We start from the raw sequence: 23,351 nt of genomic DNA, 5'->3' as shown, positions 1-23,351 counted from the left end.
GCTTTCACGTCAAGCGTTTTGTCGCGCCGTGCACATCACGCTTGCGGGCGGGCGCACAAATGTGCCCCGCGGCGCCGCCGACGGGCAATCCCGTATGCCCGGAAGGCCGCGGTCAGGAACGCGGCCTGGTCTTCTGCGGATCGTAATGGGCGAAGGCCACGACTCGCGCCGGCAGCCGCTTGGCGTGGCCGTCGAGCTTGCCGATTTCAACTCGCGCGCCGATGGCGGCGTGGGTGACATCGAGCCGCGCCAGCGCGATGGTCTTGTTCAGCACCGGCGAGCGCATGCCCGACGTGACGACCCCGATCTGGGCGCGGCCGACATGCACGCAATCGCCATGGCCGACCGCGACGTTGGCATCGATGTCGAGCCCGACCAGTTTGTTCTGCGGGTTCTCCTTGCGCCGGATCAGCGCCTCGCGGCCGATGAAGTCGTCGGTCTTGGACTTCAGCGGCACGGTGAAGCCGATGCCGGCCTCGAACGGGTCGGTCTGGTCGGAGAACTCGTAACCGGCGAAGATCAGCCCGGCCTCGATGCGCACCATGTCCAGCGCCTGCAGGCCCATCGGCTTCAATCCATGCGGCTGGCCGGCGGCCCAGATCGCGTCGAAGACCTTTTCGGCGTCGCGCGGATGACACCAGATCTCGTAGCCGAGTTCACCGGTATAGCCGGTGCGCGAGACGACGACCGGAACGCCATTGCCCCCGCCGATGCGCGCGACGGCGAAGCGGAACCATTCCAGTTCCTCGATCGACGGCTGCAGCGGCGAGGTCCAGATCACCTTCCTCAGGATATCGCGGCTCTTCGGCCCCTGCACGGCGATATTGTGCATCTGGTCGGTGGACGAGCGTACCAGCACGTTGAGACCGAGCTTTGTCGCCGTCTCGCGCAGCCATTCGCCGGACAGATCGTCGCCGCCGACCCAGCGGAAATTGTCCTTGCCGAGCCTGAGCAGCGTGCCGTCGTCGATCATGCCGCCATGCTCGTAGCACATGGCGGAATAGACGACCTGGCCGACGCCGAGCTTCTTGACGTCGCGGGTCAGCGTGTACTGCAGCAGCGCTTCGGAATCCGGGCCGGTGACCTCGAATTTGCGCAGCGGCGACAGGTCCATGATCACGGCGTCCTGCCGGCAGGCCCAGTATTCGGCGATCGCGCCTTCCCTGGCGAAGGAGTTGGCCAGCCAATAGCCCCTGTACTCGACGAAGTCGCGGGTGTGCTTGGCAAAGCTCGAATGAAAGGAGGTCTCGCGGGTCATTTTCGGTTCCGAATCGGGCGTCATGCGTCTGGCGATCGCACGCGAGAATTTGTGCTGGCCGGAATAGGTGCGCACATGGATGTCGGTCAGGTCCCAGCCGTTGGCCGGCGTCGTGTCGTCGGGGCAGGCGGAGGACACGCAGACGATGTCGGTCAGGGCCCGCAGCAGCACATAGTCGCCGGGCCGCGACCATGGCTCGTCGGAGACCATGACGCCATGCGCGTCGATCGCCGTGTTGAAGAAGAAGTTGATAGCCATCCAGCCGGCGCGTGGTGTGACGCCCTTGTCCGACAGCGCGCGGTTGAAGTTCTCCGAGCAGTTGGCATGGCCGGGATAGCCGATGTCATCGTAATATTTGGCGGCGCATGCGAGCGCGAAGGCGTCGTGCCGGCCGCATGTGTCCTGCACCACTTCGACCAGCGGCTCCATGTCCTGGTCGTAATATTTCGAGTGCAGCCCCGGCGTCGGATAGCTCGCGCCCATCAGCGTGCGTGTCGTCGTCACATCGAGCGGATGGTCGAGCCCCTTGTCCAGCTTGCGCGCCGAAAAGCACTGGAAGTCGGTGCATTGGCGCCCGTCGACGTCGATGATCTGCAGATAGTCGCCGGCTTTGACGAAATAGGAGTCCGCCGTCGCCGAATGGACGCGCAGGTCGAGCACCGGATCGGCGAGCGGGTCGGCCAATTGCGACTTCGCCGCCGGACGGATGGTGGCACGCCGCACGATCACGGTAAGCGGCGTCGCCGTATCATGGCCGTCGACCAGCATCGGCCCGCCGGGCGCGGCGATCACCACCGAGCCGACGCGCGCAACGCTGAAAGCCTGTTCGGTGCCGGCCGGCGTGGCGCCGCCGAATACGCGCACCGCCTTGGCTTGGTCGAGCTGCACCTGCCGGCGCGCGAGCCCGCGCCGCAGGGACGCGAGACTGTCATCGCCCTCGGCAAGCAGCGCCTTGATGCCGGCGGCATTGCTGTTGGATTTTTCCCCGAGGATGGAGGGATCGGTCGCACCCGTGCCGTCCCACGCCAGCAGTTCGCAAGCCTGGCCGCCCTCGACATTGCGCACCGTGATCGTGTCGCCGGCCTCGGCCTCGATCAGCACCGCACCATTGCCTTGGACCGTATAGCGCTCCATGCCCGGCGGCAGCGCGATCTGGCCGGGCCGCAGGATCAGGCTCGGCCGGGGTGGTCCGGATGCGACGGCAGGGTAGGGCGACTGGCTCATCTCAGCCTTGCGGTTCGAGAAACAAGTTTGCCTGTGTGTGAAATTATTTTAGCAGCAAGAATAGCAGTGCGGGTGGGTTTGGCAAGGCGGTGGTGGGGCAGGTTCTTCCTTCTCCCCTTGTGGGGTCTGAAGGACGGGGCGAGATCCGTGGCTCGCCCCAGGGCGGTGGATCAGTGCGCAGCGCCGAGACGGTCGAGGGGGTGGGTGACGGAGTGCCGTCATTGCCAAGCTGGAGCACCACTCATCCGACCTCGCTCCGCGAGGCCACCTTCTCCTACAACAAGGGGAGAAGGGAAGGGCGTGCGCAAGGCTACGTCACTTCCTCGGAATGGCTGATATCCACACCATATTCCGCCGCCGCATCGAGCATCGTGTGCCACAGGCTCTCGGCAAAGGTCGCGAAGACCAGAACGTTGAACACCGCCTGTCCGTCCGCCCGATCATTCCCACGCCAGAGCGTGACGCTGGTGTGATCCATCGAGGTTGCGGCGGCAGAGCCGACCGCGAACACACCGGCATGCAGATCGAGCGATGAAAGCTTGGCCAACATCGCCCGCGCCTTGTCACCGGAGATGCTGATCAGCGCCCGCGCATGCGACTGGTCGGACAGCGAAGCCGATCCGGCAAGCAGAGGAGCAAGCGCCTTCATCCCGTGCTTGCCACTCTTCGACAGCACGAAAAACTGATCCGGCCCGGACCAGATCAGCGTGGCATCCGCAATCCGCGCCGCCTTGGGCGCATCCGGACCGGCAATGCCGAAACACGCCGTCGCAGCCCTGGCCAGGTCACCCGCCTTGCCGCGGCGTGCCATCACTTGCACGAGGTCGAAATTGCGGATCTCGGTCAGCGAAACGCCGGCATCGCCCTGCGCGCCATGCGGACCGACGACCAGCGTGCGGTCGAGAGGGCTGCGCGCATCCCAGGTAAATTCAGCCACGCTGGCGCCCTCCATCCGGATCGTAGAAGACGGGATTGCACAGTTCGACATCATACTCCTCTGCGCGCAGCGGATCGTGCGCGCGCACGGTCTCGCCGATACGCTCGCGACCACATTCCACGAGAGCAAGCCCGATCCATTGATCCGATGTCGGCGAGAAGCAGACTGAGGTGACATAGCCCTGGTCGTTATCAGGTCCGGGCGTCTGGCCCTTCGGAACGATGTGCGCGCCGGAGCGCAGCCGCCGCGCCTTGTCGGTCGGCTTGATGCCGACGACGACCTGCCGGTCCGGCGCGACCAGCGCCTCGCGCCCGGCCATGATGCGGCCCACAAAATCCTTCTTGGTCGACATCATCTTGCCCAGGCCGAGGTCGGCGGCCGTGGTCGTGCCGTTCAGTTCCGGTCCGGCGACATGGCCCTTTTCGATGCGCATGACGCCAAGAGCCTCGGTGCCGTATGGCGTCACGCCGAACGGCTTGCCGGCCAGCATCAGATTGCGCACGAGCGCCTCGCCATAGCGCGCCGGCACCGAAATTTCGAACGCCATTTCGCCGGAGAAAGAGATGCGGAACAGCCGTGCCTTGATGCCGCCGCGCAGCGCGACTTCGCGTGCACCCATGAACGGGAAGCCCTCGTTCGACAGATCCTCTGTCGGGTCGACGATCTCCTTCAGCAGATCACGCGTCTTCGGCCCGGCGATCGAGAATTGCGCCCACTGGTCGGAGACCGAGGTCAGTTGCACGTCCAATTCGGGAAACAGCACCTGCCGGCAGAATTCGAGATGCTGCATCACCAGCCCGGCCTTGGCGGTGGTGGTGGTGAGGAAATAATGATCCTCGGCCAGCCGCGAGGTCGTGCCGTCGTCGTAGACGAACCCGTCTTCGCGCAGCATCAGCCCGTAGCGCGCCTTGCCGACGGCGAGGCTGGAGAAGGTGTTGATGTAGACGCGGTCGAGGAAGGCGCCGGCATCGGGGCCGTGCACGTCGATCTTGCCGAGCGTCGAGACATCGCAGAAGCCGACGCCGGAACGCACCGTCTTGACCTCGCGTGTGACGGATTCCAGCCAGTCCTTCTCGTCCGTGCGCGGATACCATTGCGCGCGCTTCCACAGGCCGGTGTCGACGAAGACGGCACCCTGTTCGGCGGCCCAGTGATGCGAGGGCGTCAGCCTTGTGGCGTGGAAAGTCTCGTCGCGGTGATGGCCGGCAAAGGCGCCGATCGCGACCGGCACATAGGGCGGGCGGTAGATCGTCGTGCCGGTTTCGGGAATGGACTTGCCCGACACCGCAGCCATGATGGCGAGGCCGGCGACGTTGGAGGTCTTGCCCTGGTCGGTCGCCATGCCGAGCGTCGTGTAGCGCTTCAGATGCTCGACCGATTCAAAGCCCTCACGCTGTGCGAGTTCGATGTCGGAAGCTGTGACATCGTGCTGCTGGTCGACGAACGCCTTGCCCTTGCCGGCGACATACCAGAGCGGCGTCAACGAGAACGCCTCGTCATCGGCAGTCGGCGCTGTGCCGGCCTTGCCGCAGCGCCCGGCGTCGAGCGCGGCCGCCGCGCCTGCTGCAAACCCTCCCGCCAGGCAGGCGCCGAGACCGAACGAGCCATTGGCTGCACCGGCGGCGACCATGCCGGGAGGCGCTCCGTCGGGCACGAAGGCGGCGATGTCGTCGCGCCATTTCGGCCGGCCGCGATGATAGGAGGTGAGCCCGACCGCCGGGTTCCAGCCGCCGGAGACGGCAAGCCCGTCCGCTGCCACTTCGGCTCGCGCGCCGCCGGTGAGAGAGACGGAGATTTTCCTCACACCGTCCTTGCCGCCGTCCGCACGGCTGACGGCGCCATGCAGCACCGGGAAGCCGCTCTTCGAGGCGAGCGAACGATGGGCGGGCGAGACGTCAGGCCGTGCGTCGATGACCGCCGCAATCTGCAAGCCTGCGCCGAGTACTGTCTCGACCGTGCGCCAGCCATCCTCATTGTTGGTGAACAGCGCGATGCGTTTTGCCGGCGCGGCGGCATAGCGCGCGACATAGGTCCGCATGGCCGAAGCCATCATGACGCCGGGCGTATCGTTGCCGGCAAAGACGACCGGCCGCTCGAGGGCGCCGGCCGCGACGACGCAACGCCTGGCCACGATGCGCCACATGCGCTGGCGCACCTGGTGCTCGGGCGGCGAGGGCAGATGGTCGTTGACCCGCTCGATCGCGCCATAGGTGCCGCCATCGTAGACGCCGAACAGCGTCGTGCGGGTCATGATGCGGACATCGGGCATTGCCTCGAGTTCCGCCAGGGTTCGCGACAGCCACTCGGCTGCCGGCAGCCCGTCGATCGTGCCGCCGTCCGAGAGCAGGCGGCCGCCGGGAATAAAATCCTCTTCGCACAGGATGACGCGGGCGCCGGAGCGGCCGGCGGCAAGGGCTGCCGCAAGGCCGGTCGGGCCGGAGCCGGCGACCAGCACGTCGCAATGCGCCCAGGCCTTGTCATAGTGGTCGGGATCGGCAACGCCGGCGGCGCGGCCGAGGCCTGCGGCGCGGCGGATCGCCGGCTCGTAGATCGCCTCCCAGAATTTGGCCGGCCACATGAAGGTCTTGTAGTAGAAGCCGGCGACGAAGATCGGCGCGAAGAGCTGGTTGACCGACATCACGTCGAAATGTAGCGACGGCCAGCGGTTCTGGCTGGCGGCCTCGAGCCCTTCATAGAGCTCGGCGGTCGTGGCCTTGGTGTTCGGCTCGCGGCGTGCGCCGGTGCGCAGTTCGACCAGCGCGTTGGGCTCTTCCGAGCCAGCGGTCAGAATGCCGCGCGGACGGTGGTATTTGAACGAGCGGCCGACCAGCTTGACGCCGTTGGCGATCAGCGCCGACGCCAGCGTGTCGCCCTCGAAGCCGAAGAACGTCTTGCCATCGAAGCGGAAGCTCAGCGGTGACGAACGATCGACGAGGCCGCCAGTGGAGAGACGATTGGACTGGGAGGAAATCACGATGCAGCCCCATGCACTGGCGTCGCGCTGCCGCTCGTCGCCCTGCCGCTTCTTACCCTCCCCCTGGTGGGGAGGGTCGCTGCGAAGCAGCGGGGTGGAGGGGCGGCGCAGACCCCCACCCGGACCTGCGGTCCTACCTCCCCACAAGGGGGAGGTAGAGGCCTGGCGGAGTTCGCGGCGCTGAGCTGGACAGAAAAATTCATTTCGCAACCTGCCTCGCCCCGGCGCCCGCCGCTGGCTCCACGGCCGAAATTTCGTGCGTCAGCGTGTTGCGGGTGACCTTCAGCCACGCCCGGCAGCCGCCGCCGTGGTACCAATTCTCGTCCATCACGCCGGCGACATTGTCGCGCAGGTAAACGTAGTCGAAGACATCGTCCTCCGAAGCGCCAGCCTCCGGCCGCACCGGCTTGGCGTCGCCGAGATAGGTGAACTCGCCGAGTTCGCGTTCGCCGCAGAAGGAACAGGTGATGCGCATGACGGGGCCTTCAGTGCAGGTTCGGTTGGGCGCCCTGGCCCTTTTCGTCTATCATCGCACCAGACCGGAACCGGTCGAGGCGAAAGCGGGCGGCCTCCTTGTGGGACTGGTCGCGGGCCAGCAGGTGGGCAAAGACGAGGCCTGAGCCCGGCGTCGCCTTGAAGCCGCCATAGCACCAGCCGGCATTGAGGTAGAGCCCGTCGACCGGCGTCTTGTCGATGATCGGCGAGCCGTCCATCGACATGTCCATGATGCCGCCCCACTGGCGCAGCAGGCGCACGCGGCCGATCATCGGCATCAGCGCCATGCCGCCTTCGCAGACGTCTTCCATCACAGGCAAATTGCCGCGCTGGGCGTAGGAATTGTAGCCGTCTATGTCGCCGCCGAAGACCAGGCCGCCCTTGTCCGACTGGCTGACGTAGAAATGGCCGGCGCCGAACGTCATCACATTGGGGATGAGCGGCTTGATCGCCTCGGAGACGAAAGCCTGCAGCACATGGCTTTCGATCGGCAGGCGCAGGCCCGCCATCGCGGCGACGCGCGAGGAGGAGCCCGCGACGGCCATGCCGACTTTCCCGGCGCCGATCTTGCCGCGCGAGGTCTCGACGCCGGTCACCTTGCCGTTGGCGTCGCGCACGAAGCCCGTCACTTCGCAATTCTGGATGATGTCGACGCCGAGCGCGCTCGCCGCATGGGCGTAGCCCCAGACCACGGCGTCGTGCCGCGCCGTGCCGCCGCGCCGCTGCAAGAGCCCGCCTTGCACGGGAAAGCGCGCATTGTCGAAATTCAGGAACGGCATCATCTTCTTGACCGCGGCAAGGTCGAGCAATTCGGCATCGATGCCGTTGATGCGCATCGTGTTGCCGCGCCGCGCATAGGCATCGCGCTGCGCATCGGAATGGTAGAGATTGATGACGCCGCGCTGGCTGACCATCGTGTTGTAGTTGAGGTCCTGCTCCATCCGTTCCCACAGCTTCATGGACAATTCGTAGAAGCCGGTGTTGCCGGGCAGGCCGTAATTGGAGCGGATGATGGTGGTGTTGCGGCCGGCATTGCCGGAGCCGATCCAGCCCTTTTCCAGCACGGCCACATTCCTGATGCCGTACTCGCTGGCGAGGAACCAGGCGGTGGCCAGACCATGCCCGCCGCCGCCGATGATCACCACGTCGTAGCGGTCCTTCGGGCTGGCGTCGCGCCAGGTGCGCTGCCAGTTCTTGTGGCCGGAGAAGGCGGCGCGGGCGAGCGAGAAGATCGAATATTTCATACGTTCATTCCGAGGTCGCTCGCACGCTGCGCCGGTCAGATATCCAGCGTGTGGTCGCGCTCCCATTGCGTGAAGTGCGAAGCATAGGAATTCCATTCCTGGTGCTTCAGCTTTAGATAAGCCGACGAGAATTCCTCACCCAGCGCCGTCTTGAGCGATTTGTCATTGTCGAATTCGCGCAACGCGTCGAGCAGGTTGAGCGGCAATTTCGGCGCGCCCTCCACCGTGTGACCATGCTGGTACATGTCGATGTCGTAGCGCCTGCCGGGATCGGCCTTGGAGCGGATGCCGTCGAGGCCGGCGGCGATGATGACGGCTTGCAGCAGATAAGGGTTGGCCGCGCCATCAGGCAGCCGCAGCTCGAAGCGGCCGGGGCCGGGCACGCGCACCATGTGGGTGCGGTTGTTGCCGGTCCAGGTCACCGTGTTCGGCGCCCAGGTGGCGCCCGAAATGGTGCGAGGCGCGTTGATGCGCTTGTAGGAATTGACGGTCGGGTTGGTGATGGCGGCGAGAGCCGAGGCATGTTTCATGATGCCGCCGAGGAAGTGCTTACCCTTGGCCGACAGGCCGAGCTCCATCGAATTGTCGGCAAAGACATTGGTCTTGCCTGATTTGTCCCACACCGAGATGTGCGCATGGCAGCCATTGCCGGTCAGTCCCTGGAAGGGCTTGGGCATAAAAGTGGCGCGCAGGCCGTGCTTTTCCGCGATCGACTTGACCATGAACTTGAAGAAAGAATGCTTATCGGCGGTCGCCAGCGCATCGTCGAAGGCCCAGTTCATCTCGAACTGGCCGTTGGCATCCTCGTGGTCGTTCTGGTAGGCGCCCCAGCCGAGCGCCAGCATGTGGTCGCAGATCTCGGCGATGACGTCGTAGCGGCGCATCAACGCTTGCTGGTCGTAGCATGGTTTCGCCGCCGTATCATATTCGTCGGAGATCGTTTTGCCGTCGGGCGAGATCAGGAAGAATTCCGCCTCGACGCCGGTCTTGACATGCATGCCGTCGTTAGCGGCTTCCGCGATCAGTCGCTTAAGCGTGTTGCGCGGTGCCTGGTCGACCTCCTTGTCGTCCATGATGCAGTTGGCGGCGACCCAGGCGACGTCAGGCTTCCAGGGCAGCTGGATAACCGAATTCGGATCCGGCACCGCCAGCATGTCGGGATGTGCCGGCGTGAGGTCAAGCGAGGTAGCGAAACCGGCGAAGCCGGCGCCATCCTTCTGCATATCTGATATCGCCTGCGCCGGCACCAGCTTGGCGCGTTGCCCGCTGAACAGGTCGGTGTAGGAGATCATGAAATATTTGACGTTTTTCGCCCTTGCGAACTCTGCAAGATCAACTGTCACGGAAGTTCCCCATTTTTTGTCGATTGTTGGCCCTAGAGCATATGGCCTTCGGCCCTTTGTTGATCAGAAGCCGTTCTTCCCCGGTATCCAGTTGGTGCCGGCCAGCGGCACGCCGGCCATCGCGGCGGCCTCGATCGTGAGCGCGACGAGATCCTCGGGTTCGAGATTGTGCAGGCTGTTCTTGCCGCAAGCGCGGGCGATGGTCTGCGCCTCCAGCGTCATCACCTTGAGATAGTTCGCCAGCCGGCGGCCGGCGGCCACCGGATCGACCCGCTTCATCAGTTCGGGATCCTGCGTGGTGATGCCGGCCGGGTCGCGGCCCTCGTGCCAATCGTCATAGGCGCCTGATGTGGTGCCGAGCTCGTTGTACTCCGCCTCCCAGCGGGGATCGTTGTCGCCGAGCGCGACAAGGGCAGCCGTGCCGATGGAGACCGCGTCGACGCCGAGCGCCAGCGCCTTGGCGACATCGGCGCCGTTGCGGATGCCGCCCGAGACGATCAGCTGCACCTTGCGATGCATGCCGAGATCCTGCAGCGCCTGCACCGCCGGCCTGATGCAAGCGAGCGTCGGCTGGCCGACATTCTCGATGAACACTTCCTGCGTCGCCGCCGTGCCGCCCTGCATGCCGTCGACGACGACGACGTCGGCGCCGGCCTTCACCGCAAGCGCTGTGTCGTAATAGGGGCGGGCGCCGCCGACCTTGACGTAAATCGGCTTTTCCCAGTCGGTGATTTCGCGCAGTTCGAGAATCTTGATCTCGAGATCGTCCGGCCCGGTCCAGTCGGGATGGCGCGAGGCCGAGCGCTGGTCGATGCCCTTGGGCAGCGTGCGCATCTCGGCGACGCGATCGGAGATCTTCTGGCCGAGCAGCATGCCGCCGCCGCCGGGCTTGGCGCCCTGGCCGACGACGACCTCGATGGCATCGGCGCGGCGCAGGTCGCGCAGATTCATGCCATAGCGCGACGGCAGATATTGATAGACGAGCTGCTTGGAATGGCCGCGCTCTTCCTCGGTCATGCCGCCGTCGCCGGTCGTGGTCGAGGTGCCCGACAGCGTCGCCCCGCGCCCGAGCGCTTCCTTGGCCGGGCCCGACAGCGAACCGAAGCTCATGCCGGCGATGGTGATCGGGATTTTCAGCTCGATCGGCTTCTTGGCATGGCGCGAGCCCAACACGACTGATGTGTCGCAGCGCTCGCGATAGCCTTCGAGCGGGTAGCGCGAGATCGAAGCGCCAAGGAACAGAAGGTCATCGAAATGCGGCAGCTTGCGCTTGGCGCCGGCGCCCCGGATGTCATAGATGCCGGTGGCCGCGGCGCGGCGGATCTCGGAAAGTGTGTAGTCGTCGAAAGTCGCGGATTTGCGCGGCGTCGTCGGCGGGTTGCGATAGGTCATGCTGCCTCAATACGCGTCGGCGTTGTCGATATTGAAATTGTATAGCGTGCGCGCCGAGCCGTAGCGCTTGAATTCAGACGGCTTGACACCGGTGACGCCGGCACGATCGAGCAGGCCCTGCAGCAGTTCCAGGTGTTCGGGCCGCATTTCCTTGGCGATGCAGTCGGCGCCCAGGCTGTCGACCTTGCCGCGCACGAACAGCCGTGCCTCGTAGATGGAATCGCCGAGCGCGTCGCCGGCATCGCCCAGCACCACCAGATTGCCGGACTGCGCCATGAAGGCCGACATATGGCCGATATTGCCGTGCACGACGATGTCGATGCCTTTCATCGAAATGCCGCACCGCGAGGACGCATTGCCCTCGATGACGAGCAGCCCGCCCTTGCCGGTGGCGCCTGCATACTGGCTGGCGTCGCCTTTGACTGTTATCGACCCCGACATCATGTTTTCGCCGACGCCGGGTCCCGCCGAACCATGCACGGTGATGGCACTGCCGGAATTCATGCCGCCACAGTAATAGCCGACGCTGCCGCGCACATCGATGCTGACCGGCTGGTCGACGCCGACGGCGACCGAATGGCTGCCCTTCGGGTTCAACACTTCCCAGGCGGTCTCGTTCGAGCCTGGCGTCAGATTGTGCAGTGCCTGGTTGAGCTCGCGCAGCGACATCTGGTCCAGGTCGAACACCCGGGAGGCATGGTCGCTCGCCGCCGCGGTTGAAAGTTTTGTTGCCGGCATGAACTCAATGCTCCCAGAAATAGACGGTTGCGGGTTCCGGTTCCCAGACTCTCGCATTGTCTATGCCGGGCAGTTTGGTCAGCGCGCGATATTCCGAGCCGAAGGCGACATACTGGTCCGTTTCGGCCATCACGGCGGGCTTGCAGGCGATCGGGTCGCGCACCACGCCGAAGCCGTTCTTGGTGCCGACGACGAAGGTGAAGAAACCGTCTAGATCTGAGAGGGTGCCCTCCAGCGCCTCGCCGAGGTTCTTGCCATGCGCCATCTGGGAGGAGAGATAGGCGGCCGCCACTTCGGTGTCGTTCTCGGTCTCGAATTTCATGCCTTCGCGGACCAGTTCGCGGCGAACGTTGTTGTGGTTGGACAGCGAGCCATTGTGCACCAGGCACTGGTCGGCGCCGGTCGAGAACGGATGCGCGCCCATCGTCGTCACCGCCGATTCCGTCGCCATGCGGGTGTGCCCGATGCCGTGCGTTCCGGTCATCCCACGGATGTCGAAGCGGTCGACCACAGCCTCGGGCAAGCCGACTTCCTTGTATATTTCCACGGCTTCGCCGGCACCCATGATGCGGATGTCGGGCCTGAGCGACTGGATGGTCTCACGCGCGGCATCGACCTTTTCGGGCGTGGTCCTGATGACGGCATGCGTCGATTTTACCATGACGCTCACCGGCACGCCGAGCGCCTTGGTGAGTTCGGCGTCCAGTCCACGGAAATCACGCTCCGGCCTCGGCGACTGGATGGTGATCTTGGCCTCGTTGCCGGACGGCGCGCCATAGATCGCGATGCCGGCGCTGTCGGGGCCGCGATCGCTGAGCGATACCAGCATCTGCGACAACATCGCACCGAGCTGCGGCTCCAGCGCTTTGTCCTTCAGGAAAAGTCCAACGATTCCGCACATGCCAGCCTCCAGACCCTTTGTCGCTAAAAATGATGTATCGAATGAGTTCGGGGAATTCAATTGGTATGAAAAAAATATTCCTCTCGTTACGCGTTGAGTTTTGTCCCATCCGGCGGCCCATCGCCTTGTCGGCGCATGGAATGGGCCCATTTGGCGGTCCGGATACGAGCCATCTTGTAGGCGTCGAGGATCGACAGCGCATAGATCAGGAAGCCGCCGGCGTGGCGGCCGACAAAGCTGGCGTCGGGCGGGGCGATCTTCGCCGTCACCCAGGCCAGGATGACCATGAAGAAAAGAAACTGCAGGCCGCGCGTGGGAACGCCCAGCATGACGTGGCCGCTGCCCGGCAGCAGGGTTGCCGCGCCCAGGACGATATATGGGCTGGTAGGTCCGGGCGAGGGGGTTGCGCCGGTCATGCCGCTTTCCGTTCGTTCCTGTTGATCGCGTCGCGCAGTCCCGAAAGGGATACGAGCAGCCGCGAGATCAGCGCCGGGTCGATTTGCGCGTCACCGAAAGCGGCTTGCCGGAAGACACCGTAGCGGGCCCGCTCGGCCTCGGCCAGCAGCCAGACGATACGCACACCCTTTGGCGTGATCAGTAGCTCCTTGGCGCGTCCTTCTGAAAAGGGCTCCAGATGGTCGGCGATGATGTTTTGCGGGAAGCGCACGCCTCTGCGGTCCGTTCGAAGCACCGCCTCGGCGGGAAAGCCGGGCGCCTTCGGCAGCGTGTGGTCGAGATGGTCGAAATTGGAGAACGTCGTCGGCGAGCCCGGCCGCATCATCATGTCGAACGTGCCGGGCACGACTGTTTTCTCCGTTATCGATACGCTGAGCCAGCGCGCCGGCAGCTTTCTCGTCGCCAGCGTGTCGACGATGGTGCGCAGCTGCACGCGCTGGCCATTCCACGAGCCTTCCCAGGTGATGACGCCGGCAGTACCGTCCGAGACATCTTCGGCGTCGGCAATGACGGCGCGGATGCTGGCCTGGTCGGCGGCGCGTGCCACGGCAGCCCTGTTGCGGCTGCGGCGTGCCAGCCAGGCAAAATGCAGGACGAGAGCCAGGACAGCCGCCCCGGCAAGCAGTGCTGACGTCACCTCGGACATTTCGTCATGCCAGGCCCGCCCAATTCGGACGGGCCTACTCCCATCAATAGCCCTGCGGTTTCGGCCACGGCATGGTGAACTGGTCGCCGCGCCGTACGAATTTGTAGCGGTAGAAATGGAACCACAGCGAGATCAGGAAATAGAACGCGACCATGGCGATGAGCTGCGAGCCGAAGCCGAGGAAGATGGCGAAGAAGGTCACCACGCACAGGCAGAACAAGACGATCGCCGGCAGCGGGTGGAAGGGATGCGTGTAGCCGCGGCGGATGGAGCCCAGCGGCCACTTCTTCCGGAACATCATGATGTTGATGCTCATGAACGTATATTGCAGCACGCCGGACAGGATCGAGAAAGTAATCGCCTGGTTGAGGTCGGCGATGAAGGCGAAGGCGAGCGCGATCGGCAGCAGGAACAGGATCGAGCGGTAGGGTGTGCGGTATCTCGGGTGCACCGCCGAGAACCAGCTCGGCAGGTAGCGATCGCGGCCGAGCGAGAACCAGGCGCGCGCCGCGTCGTTGATGCAGCCATTGGCGGACGCCAGTGCGGCAAGCAGCGTGGCGATGAACAGCAGGTTTTCCAGCAGCGGGTTGCCGGTCAGCTTGCCGGCGTCCCACAGCGGATAATAAGTGATGCCGAGATATTCCCAGGGCATCAGCGAGGCGCAGACATACCAGGTCATGGCGGCGGCGATCAGAAGCGTGATCATGCCGGCCATCGTGCCATAAGGCAGCGAGCGCGCGGGCGAGCGCACTTCCTCGGCCGCCTGCGTGGTGCCCTCGATGCCGAGATAGTACCAGATGCCGAACTGGAAAGCGGCGATGACGCCGATCCAGCCATAGGGCAGCGCGTTCTCTGGGGTGACCAACTCGTTGAGCTTGAGCACCGCGCCTTGCGTCCACGGGCTGACCGAGAAGAACAGGATGACGATGGAGATGTAGGCAATCGCGGTGATGACGAAGTTGACGTTGAGCGTCATCAGCACGCCGCGATAGTTGAGCCATGCCAGGACGACGATGGTGGCGGCGATGAAGGAGTTGTGGGTGAGGCCCTCGACGCCCGCCTTGGCGACGATCGTGTCGCCGAGCAGGATGGCGTCCGACACTTCGAGCATGGTGTAGGCAAAGACCAGGAACAGCGCGACGTTGAAGGCCATCAGCGGCCCGACGATGTGCTTGGCCTGCGCATATTGGCCGCCCGCGGCGGCGACCGTCGACGTCACTTCGGAATCGATCATGGCGACCGAGGTATAGAGCAGCCCGACGACCCAGCAGACGATCAGCGCGGCAAGCGCGCCGCCCTTGTCGGCGGAGAAATTCCAGCCGGTGAACTCGCCGACCAGGACGATGCCCACACCCAACGCCCAGACATGGGCCGGGCCAAGCACCCGAAGCAGCGAGACCCTGTCGCCATTTGTTGCCGAACCCGCAGTTTCAACCACGACCGTCATCGATCAATCCCCACTCAGATCCGGTGTTTTTCGGAAGCGGCTTCAAGTTCGCCTTCGCGCGAGGACGTCAGCACATCCTCGGAGTAGGTCGTATCGACCTTGAACCAATCGTAGAGCATCCACAGCGCAAGCACGATCGAGATGCCCCAGCATGCGTAAGAGAGCGCTATCCACATGGTCTTGTCCCCGGATTATTTCTCGTCGAACTTCTCGTTGATGACGTCGCGATATTCGCGGTCCGATGCCCGGAACAGGAACACGAAATAACCGATTAGCACGGCTGCCATGACAACAAGCGTCGGCCAGTCGATGATGTAGTGGAAACGGTTCTGGATTATGTCGTGCGCGGTCTCTGGCGTATAGCCGAGCCTTTCCCAGATCGACGCCATGGTCGGGTTCTGGCCGAGCGCCTCCCAGGTCTTGGCGTCGAGCGCGTCGATGGACTTGGCTGCTCCCGCCAATCCCAGTTTCAGCGGCAGCCACAGCGCCACGAAGATGGCGACCACGACGACGGCGATATCGAAGACCTGCCCGGCCTTGCTCTGTTGCGGCGGCGTGTAGCGGGACATGCTTCTCTCCCCCCTCAGGATTTGCGGTTGCGGTCGTAGTTCTTGATGTCGAGCCCGTAGATGAACTCCTTGTCCTCCTTGTAGTGGTTGACCATGGCCAGGATCGCCGCCGTGTTGAAGATCAGCACCGCGGCGGCGGCAATCGCGACGACGGCCTTGATGCCGTCATGCGGGATATGCGGCCATGTCATGAAGAGGACGAAGAGGATCGTCGCCCACAGGCAGATGATCAGGAGCGCGGATCCGCGCAAGTCGGAACGGTACAGCGCCTCGATGCGCTGCTGCAGGTCTGACATCGGTTTTCCCCTTTTTCGACGTCCGGTTCCGAATCCACCGTCCGCCGTTCTCTTTCAAGAGAGTGAAATTTTTTTCATAAATTCAGACCGAATTCGGAAATTGTCAAGACGAATTTACGCAGAGTTAACCGTCTTGTTCGGATGACGAATTTTGCCTGACAATGAAATTATTTGCTTTCAGGGGATTGCAGGCCCCACGCGTTTGCGATCAATATTCGCTCAAAGCTCCAGCCCGCGCGCACAGGAGCAGGGAACATAATCAAAATATCGAACGGAGGATCGGATGACGGCATCCTGGAGATTTTCAACCCTGGCGGATCGCCATCGCGCGCTGGGTTCGAAACTCGAAGACTGGAGCGGCATGGGCACCGCCTGGACCTACGACAAGGATGCCGACGAGGAATACATCGCTATCCGCACCAAGGCCGGGCTGATGGATGTCTCGGGCCTGAAGAAGGTCCACATCACAGGCCCGCACGCCTCGCACCTCATCGATCTCGCCACCACGCGCGACGTCGAAAAAATCTATCCCGGCAAATCGGCCTATGCCTGCATGCTCAACGAGGCGGGAAAATTCACCGACGACTGCATCCTCTACCGCACCGGGCCGAATAGCTGGATGGTGGTGCATGGCTCGGGAACCGGACATGAGGAGTTGCAGCGGGCGGCGATGGGCAGGGACGTGTCGCTGCGCTTCGACGACAATCTGCACGACCTCTCGCTGCAGGGGCCGGCGGCGGTCGACTATCTTGCCAGGCACGTGCCGGGCATTCGCGACCTCAACTATTTCCATCACATGCAGACGCAGCTCTTCGGTTTTCCGGTGATGATCTCGCGCACCGGCTATACCGGCGAGCGCGGCTATGAAATCTTCTGCCGCGGCCAGGATGCCGGCACGATCTGGGACAGGATCCTCGACGAGGGCAAGAGCGCCGGCATCATCCCGTGCCGCTTCACTACGCTCGACATGCTGCGCGTCGAGAGCTATCTCCTGTTCTATCCCTACGACAATTCGCAGAAATATCCGTTCGAGAATGAAGGCCCCGGCGACACGCTGTGGGAACTCGGCCTCGACTTCACCGTCAGCCCGGGAAAGACCGGCTTTCGCGGCGCCGAGGAGCACTACCGTCTCAAGGGCAAGGAGCGCTTCAAGATCTATGGCGTGTTGCTCGACGGCAAGGAGCCGGCCGACGAGGGCGCCCCGGTCTATCGCGATGGGAAGAAAGTCGGCGTCGTCACCTGCGCCATGTATTCGCCGCTGGTCGAGAAATCGATGGGCATCGCCCGCCTCGACGTCGACTGCGCCGTCAAGGACACAAGGCTCGAGATCCGCAACAGGAGCGGATCGATCAAGGCGACGGCGCAGCCATTGCCGTTCGATGACCCAAGGAAGACCAAGCGCACGGCGAAAGGCTGAGGCATAGTCGAAGGCGAGGGTTCGAGGCACGAAGCAGAGAATGGCAGCCAAGTCGATCATCAGCCGGCCCGTCTACGGAACCTTGTCGCCGCAGCCCGGCAAGCATCATCTTTTCATCGCCGATGCCGAGGGTGCGCTCGCGATAGCGGACATGGCCAAGACGGCTCCGGACAGGTTCTTCGACGGTGCCGAGATCGTCTTCATCCCCGGGCCGGACGACAGGCATGTCGCCGCTCTCGAAGCGCTGAAACCGGCGCGCTTCCACCAGGCGCCGTCCTTCGCCAGCCTGCTGCCGCGGCTGAAACAGACGCTTGATAACGCGCATATGGGCCTGCGCCTCTATCTCGCCGGTACCGAAGGGCTGATCGGCCAGGCCATGCAGGTGGCGCTCGAAGCCGGCATCGACCACACCGCGATCCAGACCGAACATCGCGGCTCGCTGGCGCGCCGCGTGCAGTGCGTGCATTGCAAGGGCATCACCGAGAATGTAACGACGCAACCCGCCACCTGCTCGCATTGCGGCCTGCTACTTCTGGTGCGCGACCACTATTCGCGGCGGCTGGCGGCGTTCCAGGGCGTCTGCATCAATGCCGAGGATCGCAGCGAAATTCCTCCGATCGAGGAGGTCTTCCGATGAGCACCGGCACCACCAAACTCGACGTCGTCGTCAGCGATGTTGTTCCCGTCAACGAACTGGTCACCCGCTTTCATTTCCGCCGCCGCGACGGCGAGCTGTTGCCGACCTTTTCAGGCGGCGCCCATGTCGTGGTCGAGATGCGCGACGGCGATCGCACAAGGCTCAATCCCTATTCGCTGATGGGCTCGCCGCTCGACACGCGCGAATACACGATCTCGATACGTCGCGACGATGTCGGCCGGGGCGGCTCGCTTTTCATGCACCGGAGCGTCAGGCCCGGCCTGGAGATGGTGATCTCCTATCCCGTCAATCTGTTCTCGCTCGATCTCAGGGCGAAGAAACATTTGATGCTGGCCGGCGGCATCGGCATCACGCCCTTCATGGCCCAGACCGCGCAGTTGGCAGGCGAGGGCGGCAATTTCGAACTGCACTACACCTGCCGCACGGCTTCGCTCGGCACCTATGCCGATGTGCTGCAACAGCGCTACGGCCGCCGGGTCCGGCTCTATCACGACGACCGCGGGGAACGCATAGATCTCGACCGGCTGCTGTCGTCGCAGCCGCTCGGCACGCATCTCTATGTCTGCGGTCCGGCCGGCATGATCGGCTGGGTGCGCGAGCGCGCCGCCGCGCTTGGCTGGCCACCGGAGACCGTGCATTTCGAGCATTTCGCGGCACCGCAGCCGGGATTGCCCTTCGACGTGACGCTGGCAATCAGCGGCAAGATCATCCGCGTCGGCGAGCAGCAGAGCCTGCTCGAGGCGATCGAGGCGGCCGGCGTCGATCCGCCCTATCTTTGCCGCGGCGGCGTCTGCGGCCAGTGCGAGACCAACGTCATCGCGTCCGACGGCAAGTTCATCCACAACGACCATTGGCTGAGCGAGGAAGATCATCGCTCCGGCTGCAAGATCATGCCGTGCGTGTCGCGCTTCGAAGGCAAATCGCTGGTCTTGGAAAGATAGGAGGCGAGCTTGGGCATCACCTTTCGCAAGGAAACGTTTCGCGACGACTTCACCTTCAGGAACAGCCCTGAGCACATCAGGCGGTTCCCGTTTCCGTTCCATGAAGACAGCTACATGTATGCGGTCAACATCGAGCCGCATGTCGTCGGTCCGAAGGGCAGCGTGCTGGAAAACCTGATAGATGTCGATGAGCACTATGTCGCCGAGATGCAGGACCGCGCTCTGGTCCTGGCCGAGGATCCGTTGCGCTGCCAGTCGCTGCCGCACATGACGCTGGCCGGCTGGGATCTGCTCGAACTTCTGATGGAGCAGCAGGCGCTGGGCTATCCCGAGCATTTCACGCTGACCCGAGACGGCGATCGCTGGCGCTGGATCAACCGGCCGCTCGGCATCGACGACACCTTCACCTTCGGCGACACCTCGACTTTGCCTTACGGGCCGATGGAGTACATCACCCGCCAGAGCCAGGGCGATTTCTGCATCCTCGACCAGCGCGACGGCAATCTTTGGATGGATGCCGGAATGGTCACCACCCAAGCCGACTGGTCGCTCGACTTCGACATCGGCATGAACTTCTTCGAGTGGCACGCGCCGGTGCCGCTGGCACATGAAAAGGGGATTTTCGTCAGGGCGCTGAAGTTCCTCATCAACATCCAGCAGGGCAAGCCGGCGCGTCGCCTGAACTGGACCATGACCGTCAATCCGCGCCTCGACACCAGCCCCGAGAATTATCACAAATGGGGCCCGGACCGGGCGACGGTGACGCCCGACAATGTCGGCGACAAGGTGCATCTGCGCGTCGAGTTGCAGAGCTTCTGGCGCCTGCCGCGCTCCAACGCCATCGTCTTCCCGATCCGCTGCTACCTGATCAAGATGGACGAACTGGTGACGCAGCCCAAATGGGCGCGCCGCCTGCACCGCGTCATCCGCGACCTGCCCGAGGAGCTTGCCACCTACAAGGGGCTGACGCGCTACCGCCCGACACTGGTCGAGTGGCTGTCGAAATTGGATGATGGCAGTGCGACGAGCCCGGGATTCGGGCCGGATTGATTGCTGTATTGACGCTGCCCTCCAAGCAGCCAATCTCCCCCCAAGAGGGGGAGATGCCCGGCAGGGCAGAGGGGCGCGCCGTGGAGCGCAGGCCTTGCCCAATGTCCAACCTCTAACGCTCCGCGAAACTCACCCGCCGCCCAGCCCGGCCACAATCACGACATGCTGGCAGACACTGTCGATGTCGCGGATAACATCGTCGTTCCAGAAGCGCAGGACGGTCCAGCCCAGGGCTTCGAACTTGGCGGTTCTTGCAGCGTCCAATTCCAACGCTTCGGCTTGGCCATGCTGGGAACCATCAAGCTCGACGATCAGCTTTTTGTCCGGGCATGCAAAATCGACGATATGGCCGGCGATAGGCATCTGGCGCCGAAACCCCGGTCCCATCAACCTATGTGCCCTGATCTCATTCCAGAGCTTGAGTTCGGCGTCGGTCATCACCTTGCGCATCCTGCGCGCATTGCGGCGGTTGTTGGCGGATACGAGATTATGCGTCATCGCGGTTCGCCCCCCTCTGTCCTGCCGGACATCTCCCCCTCAAGGGGGGAGATCGGATGCCACTTCGGCTTTTCGCCAATCGCCAATGCTGTAAAAAAGGAAATCGAGTCCCCTTACCCAGCGCTCTGCGGATAGCAAATAATCGACAGATAGCGCATGGGCAGTTTCGTCAGATGCTCCGGCCCGTGCGGGGCGTCGGCGTCGAAGAACAGGCTGTCGCCGGGCTTCATCGGATAGAGATTGCTGCCGTGTCGGTAAACGACCTCGCCCTCGAGCATATAGAGGAATTCCATGCCCTCGTGCTGGAAGGTCGGGAACACGTCCGAATCCTCGGTCAGCGTGATCAGATAGGGCTCGACGACGACGCCGCTGGTGTTCGAGCCGATGTGACCAAGCAGATTGTACTGGTGGCCGGCCCGCGTGCCGCGGCGCTCGACGTCCAACCCTTCGCCCGCCTTGACGAAAACGGCGCTGCGCTCCTCTTCGAAGCGGCGGAAGAAGGCGGTGACGGGAACACCCAGCGCCCGCGACAGCGCCTGCAAAGTGGTCAGCGACGGCGAGGTGATGCCGTTCTCGATCTTCGACAGCATGCCCAGCGAAATGTCGGTGGCGACCGCCAGATCGGCGACGGTGATGCCGAGCTTCTTGCGGAACGCGCGCACCTCGCGGCCGATCGCCACTTCCAGCACCTTTTCACGCGTGTCGCGGATGGCGTGCGGGTTCTGGGTCAGCGGCGCGCGGATGGTCTTCCCGTCCACCGAGACCTTTGGCAGCGGCTTTGCCTTTGCGCCGCCGGCTCCAGCACCGGACTTTGGATTTGAAGCGTTTTTCGCCATGTCGCCCCCCGGACTTCGCGGATTTATTTCACTCAAGGTGAACATGTTCGGTGGCGATACATGAGCGCAGCCGCGTCGGCAAGCCGTCTTATGTCGCATGCGCCAATCCCGCGATTTTCGGCCAATGCGGGTTCTTCGCCAGGAATCCGCCTTGCGCAAACGCCGCTCCCGCAGATGACTGTTGACAGTGCCGAAGGGCCAATTACTGTCACTGCCAGTGAAATTTGTTTCGCTGGGGAAATCAAAAAATGGAGGCCCGGAAATGAACACTCGCGTTGCCGTCATCGGGGCCGGACCGTCCGGCCTGGCACAGCTCAGGGCTTTCAAGTCGGCGGCCGACAAAGGGGCAGATATTCCCGAGATCGTCTGCTTCGAAAAGCAGTCCGACTGGGGCGGCCTGTGGAACTACACATGGCGCACCGGCCTCGATGAACATGGCGATCCGGTGCACGGCTCGATGTATCGCTATCTCTGGTCGAACGGGCCGAAGGAATGCCTGGAATTCGCCGACTACACGTTCGAGGAACATTTCGGCCGGCCGATCGGCTCCTATCCCCCGCGCGCCGTGCTGTGGGACTACATCAAGGGCCGCGTCGAAAAGTCAGGCGTGCGCAAATGGGTGCGCTTCAACAGTCCTGTGCGCATGGTGACCTTCTCGGACGAGACGAAGAAATTCACCGTCACCGCGCATGACCGCACCAACGACGTCACCTATTCGGAAGAGTTCGACAATGTCGTCGTCGCGTCCGGGCATTTCTCGGTGCCAAACGTTCCCTATTTCGAGGGGTTCTCGACCTTCAACGGCCGCATCTTGCACAGCCACGATTTCCGCGACGCGATGGAATTCAAGGGCAAGGACATCCTGATCATCGGCCGCTCCTATTCGGCCGAGGACATCGGCTCGCAGTGCTACAAATACGGGGCGAAGTCGATCACCTCGAGCTACCGCTCCAAGCCGATGGGCTTCAAATGGCCTGAGAACTGGAAAGAGGTGCCGCTGCTCCAGAAGGTCGTCGGCAAGACCGCGCATTTCAAGGATGGTTCAACCAAGGATATCGACGCAATCATCCTGTGCACCGGCTATCTCCATTCCTTCCCTTTCCTCACCGACGACCTGAAGCTCAAGACCGCCAACCGCATGTGGCCGCTGGATCTCTATGAAGGCGTCGTTTGGGAGAAGAACCCGAAGCTTTTCTACATCGGCATGCAGGACCAGTTCTACACTTTCAACATGTTCGACGCGCAGGCTTGGTTCGCGCGCGACGTGATCATGGGCCGCATCAAGCTGCCGTCCGCGCAGGCAATGGCCGAGCACGGCGCCAGATGGCGGGCGCGCGAGGAGACGCTGGAAGACGCCGAGCAGATGATCTGGTTCCAGGGCGACTACACCAAGGAACTGATGGACCAGACCGACTATCCCGGCTTCGACGTCGAGGCGGTCAACCAGACCTTCATGGAATGGGAGCACCACAAGGTGGAAGACATCATGAGCTTCCGCGACCATTCCTACCGCTCGTTGATGACCGGCACCATGGCGCCGCTGCACCATACGCCGTGGCTGCAGGCGCTGGACGATTCGATGGAGAGCTATCTGGAAGTGAAGGGCGTCGCGGCGGAGTAGCGGCTTTCAGGCCGGCAACACGACCCAGTCGTGGCGGCTTTCGCCATAGACGGCTTGCGTCGGCGCGGGGAAAGACGGATCGGCGAAACAGCCGACCGCGACAGCGACCGCCTCCGGTTTGCGCGACGGATACCAGAACACCGTCGAGCCGCAGTTTCCACAAAAGTGGAACGTGACGGGAAAGCCGCTGTCGGAATTGCGCCGGAATGTCTGGGATGAGCCGTCGATGTCGATCGCGTCGGCATCGAAAAAAGCCGCTATCCCGAACGGACTGCCGGTGCGCCGCTGGCAGTCCAGGCAGTGGCAAAGCGATATTTTGGCCGGCTGTTGCGGACAGCGGATCTGCAATTGGCCACAGGTGCAGCGGGCAATCCTGCTGGTCATGTCTTCCTCCCTTGATAAGTTCGCCG

The 23,351-nt window shown here is 63.5% G+C and carries 23 protein-coding genes; 5 read left to right on the top strand and 18 right to left on the bottom strand.

Translation table 11 applies throughout. The features are described from left to right. Positions 1–112: 112 nt before the first annotated feature. From FJ946_RS03940 to FJ946_RS03870, 15 genes are all read right to left on the bottom strand, one after another. On the bottom strand, positions 113–2,482 hold the full coding sequence (locus FJ946_RS03940) for an aminomethyltransferase family protein (protein ID WP_140564311.1): 2,370 nt from the start codon (positions 2,480–2,482) through the stop codon (positions 113–115). 310 nt (positions 2,483–2,792) lie between these two features. Next, complete coding sequence (locus FJ946_RS03935) at positions 2,793–3,419, bottom strand: sarcosine oxidase subunit gamma family protein (RefSeq protein WP_140564310.1); 627 nt, start codon at positions 3,417–3,419, stop codon at positions 2,793–2,795. Further along, on the bottom strand, positions 3,412–6,393 hold the full coding sequence (locus FJ946_RS03930; RefSeq protein WP_140564309.1) for a sarcosine oxidase subunit alpha: 2,982 nt from the start codon (positions 6,391–6,393) through the stop codon (positions 3,412–3,414). Before FJ946_RS03930 ends, FJ946_RS03935 begins: the two co-directional genes overlap by 8 nt. Positions 6,394–6,592: 199 nt before the next feature. Next, positions 6,593–6,868 carry a sarcosine oxidase subunit delta gene (locus tag FJ946_RS03925; protein WP_140564308.1) on the bottom strand — a complete coding sequence of 92 codons (276 nt, stop codon included), beginning with the start codon at positions 6,866–6,868 and terminating at the stop codon, positions 6,593–6,595. A 10-nt stretch (positions 6,869–6,878) separates the two neighbouring features. Continuing rightward, positions 6,879–8,132 carry a sarcosine oxidase subunit beta family protein gene (locus FJ946_RS03920; RefSeq protein WP_140497859.1) on the bottom strand — a complete coding sequence of 418 codons (1,254 nt, stop codon included), beginning with the start codon at positions 8,130–8,132 and terminating at the stop codon, positions 6,879–6,881. A gap of 35 nt (positions 8,133–8,167) precedes the next feature. Beyond that, positions 8,168–9,475: a type III glutamate--ammonia ligase gene (glnT, locus tag FJ946_RS03915; protein ID WP_140514695.1), complete on the bottom strand. Its 1,308-nt coding sequence runs from the start codon at positions 9,473–9,475 to the stop codon at positions 8,168–8,170. A 63-nt stretch (positions 9,476–9,538) separates the two neighbouring features. Next, positions 9,539–10,867: an FMN-binding glutamate synthase family protein gene (locus FJ946_RS03910; RefSeq protein ID WP_095771140.1), complete on the bottom strand. Its 1,329-nt coding sequence runs from the start codon at positions 10,865–10,867 to the stop codon at positions 9,539–9,541. A gap of 6 nt (positions 10,868–10,873) precedes the next feature. After that, on the bottom strand, positions 10,874–11,605 hold the full coding sequence (locus FJ946_RS03905; RefSeq protein WP_140551135.1) for a GXGXG domain-containing protein: 732 nt from the start codon (positions 11,603–11,605) through the stop codon (positions 10,874–10,876). A gap of 4 nt (positions 11,606–11,609) precedes the next feature. Continuing rightward, positions 11,610–12,506 (bottom strand): glutamine amidotransferase family protein, encoded by an 897-nt coding sequence (locus FJ946_RS03900; protein WP_140564307.1) that lies wholly within the window; start codon positions 12,504–12,506, stop codon positions 11,610–11,612. An 86-nt stretch (positions 12,507–12,592) separates the two neighbouring features. Further along, complete coding sequence (locus FJ946_RS03895) at positions 12,593–12,922, bottom strand: hypothetical protein (RefSeq protein ID WP_140564306.1); 330 nt, start codon at positions 12,920–12,922, stop codon at positions 12,593–12,595. Then, positions 12,919–13,608, bottom strand: a complete 690-nt coding sequence (locus FJ946_RS03890) for a hypothetical protein (protein ID WP_181167650.1) — start codon at positions 13,606–13,608, stop codon at positions 12,919–12,921. Before FJ946_RS03890 ends, FJ946_RS03895 begins: the two co-directional genes overlap by 4 nt. A gap of 43 nt (positions 13,609–13,651) precedes the next feature. After that, positions 13,652–15,055: an amino acid permease gene (locus tag FJ946_RS03885; protein WP_140497869.1), complete on the bottom strand. Its 1,404-nt coding sequence runs from the start codon at positions 15,053–15,055 to the stop codon at positions 13,652–13,654. 14 nt (positions 15,056–15,069) lie between these two features. Continuing rightward, positions 15,070–15,231, bottom strand: a complete 162-nt coding sequence (locus tag FJ946_RS03880; protein ID WP_140551131.1) for a hypothetical protein — start codon at positions 15,229–15,231, stop codon at positions 15,070–15,072. A 15-nt stretch (positions 15,232–15,246) separates the two neighbouring features. Then, a complete protein-coding gene (locus tag FJ946_RS03875; protein ID WP_140497873.1) occupies positions 15,247–15,624 on the bottom strand; it encodes a hypothetical protein in 378 nt (125 codons plus the stop codon). Between the two features lie 14 nt (positions 15,625–15,638). Then, positions 15,639–15,920, bottom strand: coding sequence for a hypothetical protein (locus tag FJ946_RS03870; RefSeq protein ID WP_140497875.1), 282 nt, complete (start codon positions 15,918–15,920; stop codon positions 15,639–15,641). A 283-nt stretch (positions 15,921–16,203) separates the two neighbouring features. On the opposite strand from FJ946_RS03870, the gene FJ946_RS03865 reads away from it, so the two are divergent. The 4 genes from FJ946_RS03865 to FJ946_RS03850 are packed head-to-tail and all read left to right on the top strand — an operon-like array spanning position 16,204 to position 19,986. After that, entirely contained in the window at positions 16,204–17,337 is a 1,134-nt protein-coding gene (locus tag FJ946_RS03865) for an aminomethyltransferase family protein (protein WP_140564305.1), read from the top strand. A gap of 40 nt (positions 17,338–17,377) precedes the next feature. Further along, complete coding sequence (locus FJ946_RS03860) at positions 17,378–17,974, top strand: dimethylamine monooxygenase subunit DmmA family protein (RefSeq protein ID WP_140559330.1); 597 nt, start codon at positions 17,378–17,380, stop codon at positions 17,972–17,974. Continuing rightward, positions 17,971–18,936, top strand: coding sequence for a PDR/VanB family oxidoreductase (locus FJ946_RS03855; protein ID WP_140564304.1), 966 nt, complete (start codon positions 17,971–17,973; stop codon positions 18,934–18,936). Before FJ946_RS03860 ends, FJ946_RS03855 begins: the two co-directional genes overlap by 4 nt. A 9-nt stretch (positions 18,937–18,945) precedes the next feature. Then, positions 18,946–19,986: a DUF3445 domain-containing protein gene (locus FJ946_RS03850; RefSeq protein ID WP_140564303.1), complete on the top strand. Its 1,041-nt coding sequence runs from the start codon at positions 18,946–18,948 to the stop codon at positions 19,984–19,986. 129 nt (positions 19,987–20,115) lie between these two features. Here FJ946_RS03850 and FJ946_RS03845 read toward each other — a convergent pair whose 3' ends face one another. Then, entirely contained in the window at positions 20,116–20,484 is a 369-nt protein-coding gene (locus tag FJ946_RS03845; RefSeq protein ID WP_140564302.1) for an endonuclease domain-containing protein, read from the bottom strand. A 113-nt stretch (positions 20,485–20,597) separates the two neighbouring features. Continuing rightward, positions 20,598–21,320 carry an XRE family transcriptional regulator gene (locus tag FJ946_RS03840; RefSeq protein WP_140564301.1) on the bottom strand — a complete coding sequence of 241 codons (723 nt, stop codon included), beginning with the start codon at positions 21,318–21,320 and terminating at the stop codon, positions 20,598–20,600. Positions 21,321–21,582: 262 nt separating this feature from the next. On the opposite strand from FJ946_RS03840, the gene FJ946_RS03835 reads away from it, so the two are divergent. Beyond that, positions 21,583–22,941, top strand: a complete 1,359-nt coding sequence (locus FJ946_RS03835) for an NAD(P)/FAD-dependent oxidoreductase (protein ID WP_140514713.1) — start codon at positions 21,583–21,585, stop codon at positions 22,939–22,941. 6 nt (positions 22,942–22,947) lie between these two features. Here the strand turns inward: FJ946_RS03835 and FJ946_RS03830 are convergent, their stop codons facing one another. Next, complete coding sequence (locus FJ946_RS03830; protein WP_140514715.1) at positions 22,948–23,325, bottom strand: GFA family protein; 378 nt, start codon at positions 23,323–23,325, stop codon at positions 22,948–22,950. Between the last annotated feature and the right edge of the window lie 26 nt (positions 23,326–23,351).

Origin of the sequence: Mesorhizobium sp. B2-4-7, assembly GCF_006442685.1 — a bacterium.
Lineage (GTDB): Bacteria > Pseudomonadota > Alphaproteobacteria > Rhizobiales > Rhizobiaceae > Mesorhizobium.
This window is presented reverse-complemented; position numbering and strand designations above follow the sequence as displayed.

Excerpts from the sequence above, each read along its gene's own strand:
- FJ946_RS03940 (WP_140564311.1), bottom strand. The coding sequence starts at position 2,482 with ATGAGCCAGTCGCCCTACCCTGCCGTCGCATCCGGACCACCCCGGCCG.
- FJ946_RS03925 (WP_140564308.1), bottom strand. The coding sequence starts at position 6,868 with ATGCGCATCACCTGTTCCTTCTGCGGCGAACGCGAACTCGGCGAGTTC.
- FJ946_RS03920 (WP_140497859.1), bottom strand. The coding sequence starts at position 8,132 with ATGAAATATTCGATCTTCTCGCTCGCCCGCGCCGCCTTCTCCGGCCAC.
- FJ946_RS03910 (WP_095771140.1), bottom strand. The coding sequence starts at position 10,867 with ATGACCTATCGCAACCCGCCGACGACGCCGCGCAAATCCGCGACTTTC.
- FJ946_RS03905 (WP_140551135.1), bottom strand. The coding sequence starts at position 11,605 with ATGCCGGCAACAAAACTTTCAACCGCGGCGGCGAGCGACCATGCCTCC.
- FJ946_RS03900 (WP_140564307.1), bottom strand. The coding sequence starts at position 12,506 with ATGTGCGGAATCGTTGGACTTTTCCTGAAGGACAAAGCGCTGGAGCCG.
- FJ946_RS03895 (WP_140564306.1), bottom strand. The coding sequence starts at position 12,922 with ATGACCGGCGCAACCCCCTCGCCCGGACCTACCAGCCCATATATCGTC.
- FJ946_RS03890 (WP_181167650.1), bottom strand. The coding sequence starts at position 13,608 with ATGTCCGAGGTGACGTCAGCACTGCTTGCCGGGGCGGCTGTCCTGGCT.
- FJ946_RS03885 (WP_140497869.1), bottom strand. The coding sequence starts at position 15,055 with ATGACGGTCGTGGTTGAAACTGCGGGTTCGGCAACAAATGGCGACAGG.
- FJ946_RS03880 (WP_140551131.1), bottom strand. The coding sequence starts at position 15,231 with ATGTGGATAGCGCTCTCTTACGCATGCTGGGGCATCTCGATCGTGCTT.
- FJ946_RS03875 (WP_140497873.1), bottom strand. The coding sequence starts at position 15,624 with ATGTCCCGCTACACGCCGCCGCAACAGAGCAAGGCCGGGCAGGTCTTC.
- FJ946_RS03870 (WP_140497875.1), bottom strand. The coding sequence starts at position 15,920 with ATGTCAGACCTGCAGCAGCGCATCGAGGCGCTGTACCGTTCCGACTTG.
- FJ946_RS03865 (WP_140564305.1), top strand. The coding sequence starts at position 16,204 with ATGACGGCATCCTGGAGATTTTCAACCCTGGCGGATCGCCATCGCGCG.
- FJ946_RS03860 (WP_140559330.1), top strand. The coding sequence starts at position 17,378 with ATGGCAGCCAAGTCGATCATCAGCCGGCCCGTCTACGGAACCTTGTCG.
- FJ946_RS03855 (WP_140564304.1), top strand. The coding sequence starts at position 17,971 with ATGAGCACCGGCACCACCAAACTCGACGTCGTCGTCAGCGATGTTGTT.
- FJ946_RS03845 (WP_140564302.1), bottom strand. The coding sequence starts at position 20,484 with ATGACGCATAATCTCGTATCCGCCAACAACCGCCGCAATGCGCGCAGG.
- FJ946_RS03840 (WP_140564301.1), bottom strand. The coding sequence starts at position 21,320 with ATGGCGAAAAACGCTTCAAATCCAAAGTCCGGTGCTGGAGCCGGCGGC.
- FJ946_RS03835 (WP_140514713.1), top strand. The coding sequence starts at position 21,583 with ATGAACACTCGCGTTGCCGTCATCGGGGCCGGACCGTCCGGCCTGGCA.
- FJ946_RS03830 (WP_140514715.1), bottom strand. The coding sequence starts at position 23,325 with ATGACCAGCAGGATTGCCCGCTGCACCTGTGGCCAATTGCAGATCCGC.